Raw genomic sequence first — 14,984 nt, 5'->3', positions numbered from 1 at the left:
CTGGCAGTGCTTAGTGCACGTCCTTCCAGTACTCACGCTTGAGCAGGTAGGCGAACACGAAGAAGAAGGCCAGGAACAGCAGGACGTAGGTACCGATGCGGTGGGATTCCAGCTTGTTCGGGTCAGCCGAATAAGACAGGAAGGTCACCAGGTTCTTCACCTTTTCGTCGAACTGAGCTTCGGTCAGTTGGCCGGACTTCGGCACGATGGTCAGCTGGTCGCAGGCCTCGTGGGTGATCGGAGTACCGGTCAGCGGATCGTACTGCTTCTTGCCATCCTCGACGACCTGAACCTGCTTGCAACCGATGACCTGGCGGCCCTGCAGGCTCACCAGCACGTTCGGCATGCCGACGTTCGGGAAGACCTTGTTGTTCACGCCCCACGGACGCTTGGGATCTTCGTAGAACGAACGCAGGTAGGTGTACAGCCAGTCAGCACCGCGAACGCGGGCGACCAGGGTCAGGTCCGGCGGAGCAGCACCGAACCATACCTTGGCGTCAGCCGGCTTCATGCCGATATCCATGTGGTCGCCGATCTTCGCACCGGTGAACACCAGGTGGCTCATCATCAGCTCTTCCGGGATACCCAGGTCACGGCCGACACGCTCATAACGCTGGAACTTGGCGCTGTGGCAACCCATGCAGTAGTTGGCGAAGGTACGTGCGCCATCCTGCATGGCAGCCTTGTCGGTCAGGTCGATATCGACGCGATCCAGGGCCGGTCCATGGCCTTCGGAGGCAAAGCCGAAGACAGGCAGCAGAGCTAGAACAAATGCAGCGAATTGCTTTTTCATCAGCCAGTCACCCTTTCCGGAACCGGTTTGGTTTTCTCCATCCGGGTGTAGAACGGCATCAGGATGAAGAAGGCGAAATACAGAATGGTGCACAGGCGGGACAGCGTGGTACCCAGCGGCGACGGCGCTTGCGAGCCGTAGTAGCCGAGGATCACGAAGGACACCGCGAAGATCACCAGCCAGATCTTGCTCAGCCAGCCCTTGTAGCGGATCGAACGAACCGGGCTACGGTCCAGCCACGGCAGCACGAACAGGATGGCGATGGCGGCGCCCATGGCGATGACACCCATCAGCTTGTCCGGAACGGCACGCAGAATGGCGTAGAACGGAGTGAAGTACCACACCGGAGCGATGTGCTCGGGGGTCTTGAACTGGTTCGCCATCTCGAAGTTGGGCTTCTCGAGGAAGTAGCCGCCCATTTCCGGGAAGAAGAAGATCACGGTGCAGAAGATGAACAGGAAGACCACGACACCGACGATGTCCTTGACGGTGTAGTACGGGTGGAAGGCAATGCCGTCCAGCGGTACGCCGTTCTCGTCCTTCTTCTTCTTGATGTCCACGCCGTCCGGGTTGTTCGAGCCGACTTCGTGCAGCGCCAGGATGTGCAGCACGACCAGGCCGAGCAGGACGATCGGCAGGGCGATCACGTGCAGGGCGAAGAAGCGGTTCAGGGTGATGCCGGAAATCAGGAAGTCACCACGGATCCACTGGGCCAGGTCTTCACCAACGACAGGAATGGCGCCGAACAGCGAGATGATCACCTGGGCACCCCAGTAGGACATCTGGCCCCAGGGCAGCAGGTAGCCCATGAAGGCCTCGGCCATCAGGGCGAGGTAGATCAGCATGCCGAAGATCCACACCAGCTCGCGCGGCTTCTGGTAGGAACCGTAGAGCAGGCCGCGGAACATGTGCAGGTAGACCACGATGAAGAATGCGGACGCACCGGTGGAGTGCATCAGGCGGATAATCCACCCGTAATCCACATCTCGCATGATGTACTCGACGGAGGCGAAGGCCTCTTCCGCCGACGGGGTGAAGCTCATGGTCAGCCAGATACCGGTGAGGATCTGGTTGACCAGGACCAGCAGCGCCAGCGAACCGAAGAAGTACCAGAAGTTGAAGTTCTTCGGGGCGTAGTACTTGCTCAGATGGTCTTCCCACATTTTGGTCGCGGGGAAGCGGGCATCGACCCAAGCCATGAACTTGTTCATCAGGCTTTCTCCTGGTCCACACCGATGGTCAGCTCGTCACCATCCAGCGTATAGGGCGGAATCGGCAGGTTCATCGGAGCGGGCTGCCCCTTGTAAACGCGGCCGGCGAGGTCGTAGTGAGAGCCGTGGCAAGGGCAGAAGTAGCCCCCCTTCCAGTCCGGACCGAGGTCCGCGGGAGCGACTTCCGGGCGGAAGGTCGGCGAGCAGCCCAGGTGGGTGCAGATGCCGACGATCACGGCCAGTTCCGGCTTGATCGAACGCAGCTGGGGATCGACGTACGCCGGCTGATCCGAAGCCTTGGACTCGGGGTCAGCCAGTTGGCCGTTGAGGGTCGGCAGGGCAGCCAGCATTTCCTTGGTGCGATGCACCAGGAACACCGGCTTGCCGCGCCACTCAGCGATAACCTGCTGGCCCGGCTCGATCTTCCCTACGTTGACCTTCACCGGCGCGCCAGCAGCCTTCGCCTTGGCACTGGGGAACCATGACCCCACGAACGGGACCGCAGCTCCGACCGCTCCTGCCGCACCAACCACCGAGGTGGCCGCGACAAGGAAGCGACGCCGGCCTGCATTCACGCCGTCATTACTCATTCAGTCGTCTCCCATCAGCTTCAAGCCTGTTCAGTTCAGGCTTTTAAGTAAAAATTCGAGCCGCGCAAAAAATTCGCCAAATGGTAAAGAAAAGCCCTTGTGCTGACAAGGTAATAGCCAGATACGAAGTTAGCGAAAGCCTTGCACGACGGGGCTCACACGGATGCGACACCTTGCCGCACGAACAAATTACAGACATAAAAAAACGCCCAGTCCAAAGGATCTGGGCGTTTTTTCGAAGCGTCGTATTAACGCTTGGAGTACTGCGGACGCTTACGCGCTTTACGCAGACCGACTTTCTTACGTTCAACTTCGCGAGCATCGCGAGTTACGTAGCCGGCCTTACGCAGCGGGCTGCGCAGGGTCTCGTCGTATTCGATCAGAGCGCGGGTGATACCGTGACGGATCGCACCAGCCTGACCGCTCACACCACCGCCAACGACGGTAACGTAGATATCGAACTTCTCGGTGTTCTCGGTCAGCTCGAGCGGCTGACGGACAACCATGCGAGCGGTCTCACGACCGAAGAACTGCTCGATGCTGCGGTTGTTGATGGAGATCTTGCCAGTGCCCGGACGCAGGAAGACGCGAGCGGTAGCGGTCTTACGACGGCCAGTGCCGTAATTTTGAGTCGCCGACATAATGAGCTATCCCGTTAAATCTTCAGTTCTTGAGGCTGCTGAGCGGTGTGCGGGTGGTTGGCACCCTTGTACACTTTCAGCTTGCGGTACATGTCGCGGCCCAGCGGGTTCTTCGGCAGCATGCCTTTTACGGCAGTCTCGATAACACGCTCAGGAGCCTTGGCGATCAGCTTCTCGAAGTTGATCGACTTGATACCGCCCGGGAAGCCCGAGTGATGGTAGTACATCTTGTCGGTAGCTTTGGCGCCAGTGACACGAACCTGCTCGGCGTTGATCACGACGATGTAGTCGCCGGTGTCAACGTGCGGGGTGTATTCCGGCTTGTGCTTGCCGCGCAGGCGGGTAGCAATCTCGGTAGCCAGACGACCCAGGGTCAGGCCAGCAGCGTCGACGACGAACCAGTCGCGCTTAACAGTTTCTGGTTTCGCGGTATAAGTTTTCATTCGTTATAGCCTCAGGGGCCGCCTGAAAATAAGACGGCGAATCTTACTGGACAGTGGTTGCCTTGACAAGTCAAGGACAGCCGAAGACAGACACGAATTGGGGCTCGGGTCGGTGTGCGTCCGTAACGACTAGATGTATCGATCGGCAGGCTTGGCATCCCCCACCGATGAAAGGCTGCGGAATTATGCAGATTCCGGCAGAATTTTCAACTGTGTCACGCACTTGTTTTCATGAGGAGACCTGCATGGAGTACCGTCCGCTCGGCCGCACCGATCTGAACGTCAGCGCGCTCTGCCTGGGGACCATGACCTGGGGCGAACAGAATACGCAAGACGAAGCCTTCGCCCAGATCGAACGGGCCAAGGCCGCCGGTCTGAATTTCATCGATACCGCCGAGATGTACCCGGTTCCGCCGCGCGCGGAAACCTACACCCGCACCGAGCAGATCATCGGCAACTGGTTCCGCCAGCGCGGAGATCGCGCCGACTGGATTCTCGCCAGCAAGATCGCCGGCCCTGGCAACGCCATCAGCCATATCCGCGACGGCCAGCTCAAGCACGATCGCCGGAACATCGTCGAAGCGCTCGACGGCAGCCTCAAGCGCCTGCAGACCGACTGGATCGACCTGTACCAGTTGCACTGGCCCGAGCGCAGCACCAACTTCTTCGGCCAACTGGGCTACCAGCACAAGGATGAGAGCTTCACGGCGCTGGAAGACACCCTGGAAGCGCTCGACGAGCAGGTGCGCGCCGGCAAGATCCGCCACATCGGCCTGTCCAACGAGACGCCCTGGGGCACCATGCGTTTCCTGCAGATCGCCCAGGAGCGCGGCTGGCCCCGGGCCGTGTCGATCCAGAACCCCTACAACCTGCTCAACCGCAGCTTCGAAGTGGGCCTGGCAGAGATCGCCATCCGCGAGCAGATCGGCCTGCTGGCCTACTCGCCGATGGCCTTTGGCATGCTCTCGGGCAAGTACTTCGGCGGCGCGCGCCCAGCCAATGCGCGGATCACCCTGTTCAATCGCTTCACCCGCTATACCAACCCGCAGAGCGAGAGCGCCAGCGACCGCTATGTGACCCTGGCCCGCGAGCACGGCCTGGACCCGGCGCAGATGGCCCTGGCCTTCGTCACCCGCCAGCCGTTCGTGACCAGCAACATCATCGGCGCCACCAACCTCGAACAACTGGAAGCCAACCTCGGCAGCTTCGAACTGAAGCTCTCCGATGAGGTGCTGGCCGGCATCGAGGCGATCCACAAGGACCAGCCGAACCCGGCCCCCTGATCGCTCCTGCGAAACGAAAAAGCCCGGCAATGCCGGGCTTTTTTCATCCACGCCGGTCACAGCGCGCGGGCGATGATCTCCTTCATGATCTCGTTGGTGCCGGCATAGATGCGCTGCACCCGCGCATCCGCCCAGGCGCGGGCGATCGGGTATTCCCACATGAAGCCGTAGCCACCGTGCAGTTGCACGCACTCGTCGAGCACCTTGCACTGCAGGTCGGTGGTCCAATACTTGGCCATCGCCGCGGTAGGCACGTCCAGCTTGCCCTCCAGGTGCTGCTCCAGGCAGCGGTCGACGAAGACGCGACCCACCTGGATCTCGGTGGCCATTTCCGCCAGCTTGAAGCGCGTGTTCTGGAAGTCCGCGACGGACTTGCCGAAAGCCTTGCGCTCGCGGGTGTAATCCAGCGTCCACTTCAACGCCGCCTCAGCCGACGCCAGTGCGCCGAGGGCCACGGTCAGGCGCTCCTGGGGCAGCTCCTGCATCAGGTAGATGAAGCCCTGCCCTTCCTTGCCCAGCAAGTTTTCCTTGGGAATGCGCACGTCCTGGAAGAACAGCTCGGAGGTGTCCTGGGCCTTCATGCCGACCTTTTCCAGGCGCTTGCCCTTGGAGAAGCCCGGCGTCCCCGCCTCCACCAGGAACAGGCTGGTGCCCTTGGCGCCGGCCTTGGGATCGGTCTTGGCGACCACGATCACCAGGTCGGCCAGCCAACCGTTGGTGATGAAGGTTTTGGAACCGTTGATCACGTACTCGTCGCCATCCAGCACGGCGGTGGTTTTCACGCCCTGCAGGTCGGAGCCGGCGCCCGGCTCGGTCATGGCGATGGCCGAGACCATTTCACCGGAGATCAGTCTGGGCAGGTAGCGCTGCTTCAGCTCTTCGCTGCCGTAGTGAAGGATGTAGGGCGCGACGATGTCCGAATGCAGGGAGAAGCCGATACCGGTCAGCCCCAGACGACCGATCTCCTCAATCACCACGGCACTGTAGAGAAAATCCGCTGCCATGCCGCCGTAGGCCTCGGGCAGGTGCGAGCAAAGCATCCCCGCCTCGCCGGCCTTGTTCCACAGCTGACGGTCGACATGACCGTCCTTTTCCCACTGGGCATGAAAGGGCACCGCCTCCTGTTCGAGGAACTTGCGGACGCTGTCGCGAAACAGCTCGTGGTCGGAACTGAACAGGGTTCTTGGAATCATGCGGCGCACCTGCGGATCGGTTGTAGGAATTATTGGAAGGCCGACTGTAGGCCAGCGCGAACCGCTCTGCACTGGACACTTTCGCCAAAAAATAAGACGATCCCGCCGCATCATGACCACTTTAGCGTCATGCCAAGACATCCATAAGAAGCACAAGAATCGATGCCCACTCCAGCTTCCAGCGTGCTGCGCCGCGTCAGCATCCTCGCCACCCATGGGGTCTTCGGCTCCACGCTGATGCAGGCCAAGGACTTCTTCCACATGGCCAGCCTGCGTCACGGCCGTCAGCAAGGCCTGGGCCTGCAACCCGGCTTCGAAATCCGCATCATCAGCCCGGACGGCAAGCCCGTGATCAGCTTCAGCGGCGACACACTGCCGGTGCAGGGCGCGCTGGACGAACCGGAGCTGGTGATCCTTCCCGCCTTCTGGGGCGACTTCGACGAACTCTTCAGCCGTTACCCGGAAGTACTGCCCTGGCTGCGTGAACGCCACGCTGCCGGCAGCGTGCTCTGCGGCGAGGTGTCCGGCGTGTTCTGGCTGGCCGAGGCCGGCCTGCTCGATGGCAAGGAAGCGACCACCTACTGGCGCTTCTTCCGCGAATTCGCCGAGCGCTACCCCAAGGTGCTGCTGAACCAGGACAAGCACATCGTCGACGCCGACAACATCTACAGCGCTGGCGGCCTGACCTCGGTGCGCGACCTGTACATCTATCTGATCGAGCACTTCTGCGGCGCCACCGTCGCCCAGGGCGTTGCCCGCGACATCCTCTACGAGGTGCAGCGCACCTACACGCCGGGGCGCCTGGGCTTCGGCGGGCAGAAACTGCATCATGACCCGACGATCCTGCAGATCCAGCACTGGCTGGAAGAACACTTCTGCGACAAGTTCCGCTTCGAGGACGTGGCCCGCGATCACGGCATGAGCATCCGCAACTTCATGCGGCGCTTCCAGGCGGCTACCGGCGACAAGCCGCTGCATTACCTGCAGCGCCTGCGCATCGAGACTGCGCGCAACCTGCTGTCGACCACCCGCAAGAGCATCAAGACCATCAGCTACGAAGTCGGCTACGACGACGCCAGCTTTTTCGCTCGCCTGTTCCGCCAGCACACCGGGCTGTCTCCGAACCATTACCGACGCCAGTACGAACAGAAGGAAGGCTGAAACACGCCATTCCTAGGATGGGTTCGCGGACGTGGGGTGCGTCCTATGATCGGCTGACTCGCTCAAGAGCAGTTTCGACAACAAGAACCCGACGGGATATCGCCATGCGCCGCTTTCTGCTTGCCCTGCTGGCCGCCTTCAGCCTCACCGCTGTGGCGGACGACACCTGGAAACCTTTCCCTTATGACCAGAGCGCCTTCGATTACAGCGGCGACAAGCTGCGCGCCGCCTGGCCGAAGCTGACCCGCGGCTTCGGCAACTACCCCTTCCCCGATGCCGACTGGGTGGTGACCATGGCCACCCGGCATCCCGACGCCCTGGAGAAAACCGTGGCCGCCGGCACCGGTTTCAGCGGCAAGCCGGAGGAAGCCCAGGTCTACGCAGAAAAGCTGCAGGACGTGTGGCGCAAGGTGTTCCGCGGCGACTTCGCCCAGGCCAAGAAGGACGGTCTGGCGCTGGACGTCGGCGGCCAGGTACCGGCGATGTTCGCCCAGACCCTCTACGCCCTGTTCCTGGCGCCGAACCAGGAAGAGAAACAGCGCCTGCTGGAAGAAGTGATCAGCTACACCGACCAGGCCGGCCCGCTGCTCAATGCCGACCCCATCGCCCAGTTTGGCCGCGCCTACGCCAAGGCTCGCCTGGCCGAAGACCTGCCCGTGCCAGTGGTGCTCAAGCGCGGTTACACCGGCCAGATTCCCAAGGAGCTGGATGCACTGCTGGCCAAGCAGCCCAACCAACCGTTCGCCCTGGCGCTCTATGGTGGCTACGAAGCCGGTGTGATCCGCAAGGTCGGCAAGCTGGTGGGCAAGATGACCTACGGGGTCAGCGCGGACCAGATGGAGCAGTACTTCGCCCGCTCCTTCCGTGCCGCCAGCGACTTGCCGATCGGGCACTACGAATATGCCAACGCGCTGACCTATGTGTACGGAGAAGATGAGGATCAGAAGGCGCTGGAGCAGCTGAAGAAAGCCGTGGCGATCCAGCCGATCAACGCCATGGAGGCGCTGGAAGTCGCCCATGCCCAGCAATTGCTGAAGAAGGCGCAGCAGGAGATGGCGCAGCGCTGATCGCTACCATCCACGCCGGAGGGCTTTTCGTAGGAGCGAGCTTGCTCGCGAACATCTCCCCGCCAACTCCGGCGCTGGGCGGTTCGCGAGCAAGCTCGCTCCTACAGGCAGCGCCCAGCATTTCCCAAAACAAAAAAGGCTGCCCTCGGGCAGCCTTTTTCGTTCGCAGAACCGTCAGGGACGGTGCGGGCGGCTCAGGTATTCGTGGGACTGCATTTCCAGCAGACGGCTGAGCGTGCGCTGGAATTCGAACTCCAGGCGGCCGCCGGTGTACAGGTCCTTGAGCTCCACTTCGGCGGAGAGGATCAGCTTGACGTTGCGGTCGTAGAACTCGTCCACCAGGTTGATGAAGCGGCGGGCCATGTCGTCCTTGGCCACGTTCATCTGCTCGACGTTGGAAATCAGGATGGCGTGGAAGATCTTCGCCAGCTCGATGTAGTCGTTCTGGCTGCGCGGACCGTCGCACAGCTCGCGGAATTCGAACCAGGCCACGTCGTCGCAGGTGATGCGCGCGCGGATCTCGCGATTCTCGATCATCAGCGCGTCATCGCGGGTCGCCGCGGCACATTCCGGGGTCAGCGCCTTGAAGTCGCGGGTCATGGCCTGTTCGGCCTGCTCGGACAGCGGCCAATGGTACAGCTCGGCCTGCTCCAGGGCGCGCAGGCGGTAGTCCACGCCGCTGTCGACGTTGACCACTTCGGTGTACTGCTTGACGAGGGCGATGGCCGGCAGGAAGCGGGCGCGCTGCAGGCCGTCCTTGTACAGGCCGTCCGGCACGATATTGGAGGTCGCCACCAGGCTGACGCCGTTCTTGAACAGCTCTTCCAGCAGGGTCGCGAGGATCATCGCGTCGGTGATGTCGGAGACGAAGAATTCGTCGAAGCAGATCACCCGGGCCTCGTCGGCGAAACGCTTGCCGATGATGGTCAGCGGGTTCTTCTCGCCCTTGAGGGTCTTCATTTCCTCGTGGACGCGCTTCATGAAGCGGTGGAAGTGCGTGCGCATCTTCTGCTTGAACGGCAGCGCTTCGAAGAAGGTATCCACCAGGTAGGTCTTGCCACGGCCGACGCCGCCCCAGAAATACAGGCCCTTCACCGGCTCCTGGGATTTCTTGCCCAGCAATCTGCCGAACAGCCCGGTCTTGCCTTTTTCGGCGGCGACCAGATCGTCATAGAGGCGTTGCAGATGCTTCACGGCGTTCGCTTGCGCGGCGTCGTGGAAGAAATCGGGGCGTTTCAGATCTTCCTGGTAGCGCTGAAGAGGCGTCATGATCGGTAGCAAGGTAACGAAAACGGGGGCGCACACTTTAGCGGCGCCCCCGTTGCTTGGCAATTAGCCGGTAGTCGGACCGGCCTGCCAGAGCCGTCACTCCTGGGGAGCGAGGGCCTCGCGCAGACGCTGCATGGCGGCGTCGCGCTCCGCGTCGGTGGAGAATTCCGGGCTGTAGGCCACGGCTTTGCCATCCAGGCGCACGCTGAAGGCATTCAGCTCGGCGTGCAGGTCAAGCGCCTCGGATTGCAGGCGCTTGGTCACTTGGCCCGCGGCCTTGCCATCGGCGAAGGCGATGGACAGCAGTAGCTGCTCGCCCGCGGCATCCAGCAGGCGGAAGCGGAAGCCGTCGTCCTCGCGGAAGCTGACGAAACGCGCGGCCTTGGCGGCTTTCTTCTTGCCTTCGGTCGCCACCTGCACCTGCTCGCGGAACGAACGCAGGCCGACGGCCTCGCGCAGTTCGCCGAGGAACGGGGTGGCGATGCGGCGGGCCTTGGCGGCGCCGGCCAGGAGGATGTCTTCCAGATCAGCCGGACGGGTGATCAGCGCGTGGTAACGCTCACGGGCCTCGCCCAGCTCGTTGTCGAGCAGCTCGAACAGGCGCTGCTTGGCTTCGCCCCAGGCCAGGCCGCCGAGCAGCTCGGCGCGGAACGCCGCCTGTTGCTCGTGGGTGGAGAAGGCCTGGTAGAGCGTGAACAGGTGCGAGTTGTCCGGGTCCTTCGGCTCGCCCGGCGCGCGGGAGTCGGTGACGATGCGGGCCACGGCGTCCTTGAGTTGCTTGGCGCTGCCGAACAGCGGGATGGTGTTGTCGTAGCTCTTGGACATCTTGCGACCGTCCAGGCCCGGCAGGGTCGCCACGTCTTCCTCGATCACCACCTCGGGCAGGGTGAACAGTTCCTTGCCGTTGCCGAACAGGTGGTTGAAGCGCTGGCCGATGTCGCGGGCCATTTCCACGTGCTGGATCTGGTCGCGGCCGACCGGCACCTTGTGCGCGTTGAACATCAGGATGTCCGCGGCCATCAGCACCGGGTAGCTGTACAGGCCCATGGTGACGCCGGCATCCGGGTCTTCGCCGGCCTCGACGTTCTTGTCCACCGAGGCCTTATAGGCGTGGGCGCGGTTGAGCAGGCCCTTGGCGCTGACGCAGGTGAGCAGCCAGGTCAGTTCGGGGATTTCGGGAATGTCGGACTGGCGATAGAAGGTCGCCTTGTCAGCATCCAGGCCGCAGGCCAGCCAGGTGGCGGCGATCTCCAGGCGCGAACGCTGGATGCGCGCCGGGTCATCGCACTTGATCAGCGCGTGGTAGTCGGCCAGGAAATAGAAGGAATCTGCCTGCGGATCGCGGCTGGCGACGATGGCCGGGCGAATGGCGCCGGCGTAGTTGCCCAGGTGCGGAGTACCGGTGGTGGTGATGCCGGTCAGGATACGGGTCGTCATGGGAATCCAGGAATCAACACAAATGAAATGGCGGGCCGGATGGTAACGCGGCTCGGCGGCCTAGGCGAGCCGGGCCTGTATCAGGTCCTTGAGCTCGATCAGCTTGCCGTGGAAGAAATGGCTGCACTCGGGGATGCGGATCAGTTCGTGCGGCTTGCTCAGCTCGGCACTCCAGGCGTAGACACGCTCGGGCGTGACCACTTCGTCGGCCTCCGGCTGGATCACCGTGAGCGGGCAGCGTTCGGGCAGGTCGACATCGAAACGCTCCACCGGCGGCGCCAGCATGAACAGTTGCGTCAGCGCGGCGCCCTCCTCTTCCAGGCGCTCGGCGGCGTTGCCAGCCACGCAGGAGCCGAAGGAAAAGCCCATCAGCGTCAGCGGCAGGCCCGGATGCTGTTCGGCCAGCCAGCGCGCGGCAGCCAGTGCGTCATCGATCTCGCCACGGCCTTCGGCATAACTGCCGCCGCTCTGACCCACGCCCCGAAAATTGAAACGAAGCGTGGCGTATCCTGCATCCCGTGCGGCGCGCTGCAAGGTAGCGACCACCTTGTTCTGCATGGTGCCGGCGAACAGCGGGTGCGGATGACAGATCAGCGCGACGCCGTTGGCGTCAGCTGTGGCGAGGTGCAGGGCTTCCAGCTGGCCGTCGGGGCCATCGAGGAACAGAGGGATTTCGCGGGTGGTCAAACAACAACTCCGTGACCCCGTGGCGGGTCGTCTCGTCTAGCACAATACCTGCGCAGGCGGCGAAGCGTTCGCCACGGTATACAAGCACAGGTGCAAGCCGCTAACGTAAAGCAAAGCCGTCTATAGAGGAAGGATTCGCGTGGAACAGTCCCTCACCACCTGGTTGCTGCCGCTACTCGCCCTGATCGTCGGGGGCGCCATCGGCTTCCTGATCGCCCGCCTGCTCCCCAACGCCGCGCCGAACAAGCTGCAGCGCCAGGTGGATGACATGCAGGATCGTTTCGATAGTTACCAGCGCGAAGTGGTGACCCACTTCAACACCTCCGCCAGCCTGATGAAGAAGCTCACCCAGAGCTATCAGGACGTTCAGGATCACCTGTCCGAGGGCGCCGAACGTCTGGCCCTGGACGAGCAGACCAAGCAGCGCCTGCTGGCCGCCCTGCACGCCGACGAATACCCCGAGCGCCGCGAGCGCCTGACCCCGCCGGCGAACAACGAAGCACCGCGCGACTACGCGCCCAAGCCGAGTGAAGGCCCGGGCACGCTGGACGAGACATATGGGCTGAAAGGCAAGTACTGAGTCTCCGTTCCGTAGAAAAAGCCCCGCATTTGCGGGGCTTTTTTGTGCATCGTGGCCAGCGCTCTTGTAGGAGCGGACCTTGTCCGCGAAATCCTCACAACCACACCGCATCCCAAAAGGGATACTCCCTCACCGCTCTGACCAATCCCGCACGCAACGGATTGGCTACGACATATCGTGCAATCGCGACTAAATCCTCTTCCCTTCGTAGCGTCCGGTCATGGAAAGCGGACGCCCATACGGCGTCCTGCCATCCCCGCTTGCGGCGCACCTCTCGCGCACTGACAGCCTTCATTCGTCCAACCGATTTGGCCAAGTCCTCGCCATTGCCCAGCTGAAGCAGCCAGTGGACGTGATCCGGCATCAAAACCCAGGCGAGCAGCCTGTTTCGGCCGAGCACCGACGGTCGTGTAAACGACGATGAAGCGACGCAGGCACGATTGAAGTCGATAAAGACAGCAGCTCGATGCTCAGTGGTGACTGTAATGAGGTACACACTGCCTGGAATCGACGAACGCCCTTTGCGCAAAGCGCGGTTGCCAGGCACATAGGGAAAAGCAGGATGGGACATAGCCGGACATCCTCGTGTGGGATGGACGGATTTCGCGGACAAGGTCCGCTCCTACGAAAGCAGCCCCTTCCGTACTACGCAGAGGAAAAGTTGGGCATCACCAAAGAAAAAGCCCCGCAGGTGCGGGGCTTTTTCAGTTCAGCGCCATGCGATCAGATCGCGCCGCGCTGGCGGAGCAGGTCGAGGACTGCCTTGACGCCGTCTTCCACCGACTGGGTCTGGGTGTCGATCACCAGATCGGCATCCAGCGGCACGTCGTAGGGGAAGGACTCGCCCGGGATGTTGTCCTGGCCGGCGGCATACAGGCCCTGCGGATCACGCTCGCGGCAGATCTGCGGAGACGCCTGGACGTAGACGGTGATCAGGCGCTCCGCTCCGATCAGGGACTTGGCGCGCTCGCGGCCTTCGGCGCTCGGGGCGACGAAGGCGCACAGGCTGAGCAGCCCGGCTTCGTTGAACTGCTTGGCCACGTGAGCAGTGCGCAGCCAGTTTTCGGTGCGGCCGGCGCGATCCTGCGGCAGTCCCTTGTTCAGGTCATGGCGCAGGTTCTGGCCATCCAGCACATAGACCGCGCGGCCCATGTCGAACAGCTTGCGCTCCACGGCGTAGGCCAGGGTGCTCTTGCCAGCGCCGGAGAGGCCGCTGAACAGCACGGTGGCCGGTTGCTGGCCGAAGCGTGCAGCGCGTTCTTCACGAGCGACGTGGGCGTTGGCACCGTGGTGGGTGGAAGTGCCATGGCCCGCCTGCGGCGCGGCGATGATCATGCCCGCACCGACGGTGCCGTTGGTCAGGCGGTCGATGACGATGAAGGCGCCGGTGGTGCGATTCTGACCGTAGCCGTCCAGCGCAATCGGCGCATCCAGGCTGACCTTCACGCGGGCGATCTCGTTGAGCTTGAGTTCGCTGGCGGCAGTCTCTTCCAGAGTATTCACGTCCACCTTGTGGGCGATGCTCGGAATGGAGCCCGGCACGTAGCTGGTGGCGCGCTTGATGTCGTACTTCTTGCCCGGCAGCATCGGCTCTTCGGCCATCCACACCAGCATGGCGTCGAAGCCGTCGGTCACCAGCGGACGATTGTCGGCGTGCACCAGCATGTCGCCGCGGGAAACGTCGATCTCGTCTTCCAGGGTCAGGGTGATGGCCTGGCCGGGACCGGCCTGCTCCAGCTCACCCTCGAAGGTGACGATGGACTTGACCTTGCTGCCCTTGCCCGACGGCAGGGCCACGACTTCGTCGCCCTTGCGCACGATGCCGCTGGCCAGGGTACCGGCGAAGCCACGGAAGTTCAGGTTCGGACGGTTGACGTACTGCACCGGGAAGCGCATGTCGTCGAGGTTACGGTCACCGGCGATCTCGACCGACTCGAGGATCTCCATCAGCGACTGGCCGGTGTACCACGGCGAGCGCTCGGACTTGTTGACCACGTTGTCGCCCTTCAGCGCCGACATCGGCACGAAGTGCAGGGAATTGGTCTTGAGGTTGATCTTGTCGGCGAACTGCAGGTAGTCGGCCTTGATCTGCTCGAAGACGCCCTGGTCGAAGTCCTTGAGGTCCATCTTGTTGATGGCAACGACGATGTGCTTGATGCCCAGCAGCGAGGCGATGAAGCTGTGCCGGCGGGTCTGGGTCTGCACGCCGTAGCGGGCGTCGATCAGGATGATGGCCAGGTCGCAGGTGGACGCGCCGGTGGCCATGTTGCGGGTGTACTGCTCATGGCCGGGAGTGTCGGCGATGATGAACTTGCGCTTGGCGGTGCTGAAGTAGCGGTACGCCACATCAATGGTGATGCCCTGCTCGCGCTCGGCCTGCAGGCCGTCCACCAGCAGCGCCAGGTCGACGTCATCGCCGGTGGTGCCGACTTTCTTCGAATCGCGGGTGATGGCCTCGAGGTGGTCCTCGTAGATCATCTTGGAGTCATGCAGCAGGCGCCCGATCAGGGTGCTCTTGCCGTCGTCGACATTGCCGCAGGTGAGGAAGCGCAGCAGTTCCTTGCGCTCGTGCTGGGCCAGGTAGGCGAGGATGTCCTCGCTGATCAGATCGGATTGATGCGACATGGTG

The 14,984-nt window shown here is 62.6% G+C and carries 15 protein-coding genes; 4 read left to right on the top strand and 11 right to left on the bottom strand.

Annotated features, from left to right (window positions below):
- Window positions 1–10: 10 nt before the first annotated feature.
- From J5M67_RS04450 to rplM, 5 genes are all read right to left on the bottom strand, one after another.
- Window positions 11–793, bottom strand: coding sequence for a cytochrome c1 (locus J5M67_RS04450; protein WP_207883728.1), 783 nt, complete (start codon window positions 791–793; stop codon window positions 11–13).
- Complete coding sequence (locus J5M67_RS04445; protein ID WP_207883726.1) at window positions 793–2,004, bottom strand: cytochrome bc complex cytochrome b subunit; 1,212 nt, start codon at window positions 2,002–2,004, stop codon at window positions 793–795. The genes J5M67_RS04450 and J5M67_RS04445 overlap by 1 nt, the downstream gene beginning before the upstream one ends.
- On the bottom strand, window positions 2,004–2,594 hold the full coding sequence (petA, locus tag J5M67_RS04440) for a ubiquinol-cytochrome c reductase iron-sulfur subunit (protein ID WP_207883724.1): 591 nt from the start codon (window positions 2,592–2,594) through the stop codon (window positions 2,004–2,006). The genes J5M67_RS04445 and petA overlap by 1 nt, the downstream gene beginning before the upstream one ends.
- 248 nt (window positions 2,595–2,842) lie before the next feature.
- Complete coding sequence (rpsI, locus tag J5M67_RS04435) at window positions 2,843–3,235, bottom strand: 30S ribosomal protein S9 (RefSeq protein WP_017518120.1); 393 nt, start codon at window positions 3,233–3,235, stop codon at window positions 2,843–2,845.
- A gap of 14 nt (window positions 3,236–3,249) precedes the next feature.
- Window positions 3,250–3,678 (bottom strand): 50S ribosomal protein L13, encoded by a 429-nt coding sequence (gene rplM / locus J5M67_RS04430; protein ID WP_015475857.1) that lies wholly within the window; start codon window positions 3,676–3,678, stop codon window positions 3,250–3,252.
- Window positions 3,679–3,923: 245 nt separating this feature from the next.
- Here rplM and J5M67_RS04425 point away from each other — a divergent pair, with 245 nt between their 5' ends.
- A complete protein-coding gene (locus tag J5M67_RS04425) occupies window positions 3,924–4,961 on the top strand; it encodes an NADP(H)-dependent aldo-keto reductase (RefSeq protein WP_207883722.1) in 1,038 nt (345 codons plus the stop codon).
- 56 nt (window positions 4,962–5,017) lie between these two features.
- On the opposite strand, the gene J5M67_RS04420 is transcribed toward J5M67_RS04425, so the two are convergent.
- Window positions 5,018–6,163 (bottom strand): acyl-CoA dehydrogenase family protein, encoded by a 1,146-nt coding sequence (locus J5M67_RS04420; RefSeq protein WP_207883712.1) that lies wholly within the window; start codon window positions 6,161–6,163, stop codon window positions 5,018–5,020.
- A 252-nt stretch (window positions 6,164–6,415) separates the two neighbouring features.
- Between J5M67_RS04420 and J5M67_RS04415 the strand changes: the two genes are divergently transcribed.
- Both J5M67_RS04415 and J5M67_RS04410 read left to right on the top strand, forming a co-directional pair.
- The gene (locus tag J5M67_RS04415; RefSeq protein WP_207884156.1) at window positions 6,416–7,315 is read left to right on the top strand and encodes a GlxA family transcriptional regulator; all 900 of its coding nucleotides are present in this window, start codon (window positions 6,416–6,418) and stop codon (window positions 7,313–7,315) included.
- A gap of 104 nt (window positions 7,316–7,419) precedes the next feature.
- Window positions 7,420–8,382 (top strand): hypothetical protein, encoded by a 963-nt coding sequence (locus tag J5M67_RS04410; protein WP_207883704.1) that lies wholly within the window; start codon window positions 7,420–7,422, stop codon window positions 8,380–8,382.
- Window positions 8,383–8,556: 174 nt separating this feature from the next.
- Here J5M67_RS04410 and zapE read toward each other — a convergent pair whose 3' ends face one another.
- From zapE to J5M67_RS04395, 3 genes are all read right to left on the bottom strand, one after another.
- A complete protein-coding gene (gene zapE, locus J5M67_RS04405; RefSeq protein WP_207883702.1) occupies window positions 8,557–9,651 on the bottom strand; it encodes a cell division protein ZapE in 1,095 nt (364 codons plus the stop codon).
- A 96-nt stretch (window positions 9,652–9,747) separates the two neighbouring features.
- Window positions 9,748–11,088 carry a tryptophan--tRNA ligase gene (locus tag J5M67_RS04400; protein ID WP_207883700.1) on the bottom strand — a complete coding sequence of 447 codons (1,341 nt, stop codon included), beginning with the start codon at window positions 11,086–11,088 and terminating at the stop codon, window positions 9,748–9,750.
- Between the two features lie 60 nt (window positions 11,089–11,148).
- The gene (locus J5M67_RS04395) at window positions 11,149–11,775 is read right to left on the bottom strand and encodes an alpha/beta hydrolase (RefSeq protein ID WP_207883699.1); all 627 of its coding nucleotides are present in this window, start codon (window positions 11,773–11,775) and stop codon (window positions 11,149–11,151) included.
- A 139-nt stretch (window positions 11,776–11,914) separates the two neighbouring features.
- Here J5M67_RS04395 and J5M67_RS04390 point away from each other — a divergent pair, with 139 nt between their 5' ends.
- On the top strand, window positions 11,915–12,355 hold the full coding sequence (locus J5M67_RS04390) for a YhcB family protein (RefSeq protein ID WP_207883698.1): 441 nt from the start codon (window positions 11,915–11,917) through the stop codon (window positions 12,353–12,355).
- Window positions 12,356–12,449: 94 nt separating this feature from the next.
- Here the strand turns inward: J5M67_RS04390 and J5M67_RS04385 are convergent, their stop codons facing one another.
- The gene (locus J5M67_RS04385; RefSeq protein WP_207883697.1) at window positions 12,450–12,926 is read right to left on the bottom strand and encodes a transposase; all 477 of its coding nucleotides are present in this window, start codon (window positions 12,924–12,926) and stop codon (window positions 12,450–12,452) included.
- A 152-nt stretch (window positions 12,927–13,078) separates the two neighbouring features.
- A complete protein-coding gene (cysN, locus tag J5M67_RS04380) occupies window positions 13,079–14,980 on the bottom strand; it encodes a sulfate adenylyltransferase subunit CysN (protein WP_207883695.1) in 1,902 nt (633 codons plus the stop codon).
- Window positions 14,981–14,984 lie beyond the last annotated feature (4 nt).

The sequence above is a fragment of the Pseudomonas sp. 30_B genome, from assembly GCF_017491605.1.
GTDB lineage: Bacteria > Pseudomonadota > Gammaproteobacteria > Pseudomonadales > Pseudomonadaceae > Pseudomonas.
This window is presented reverse-complemented; position numbering and strand designations above follow the sequence as displayed.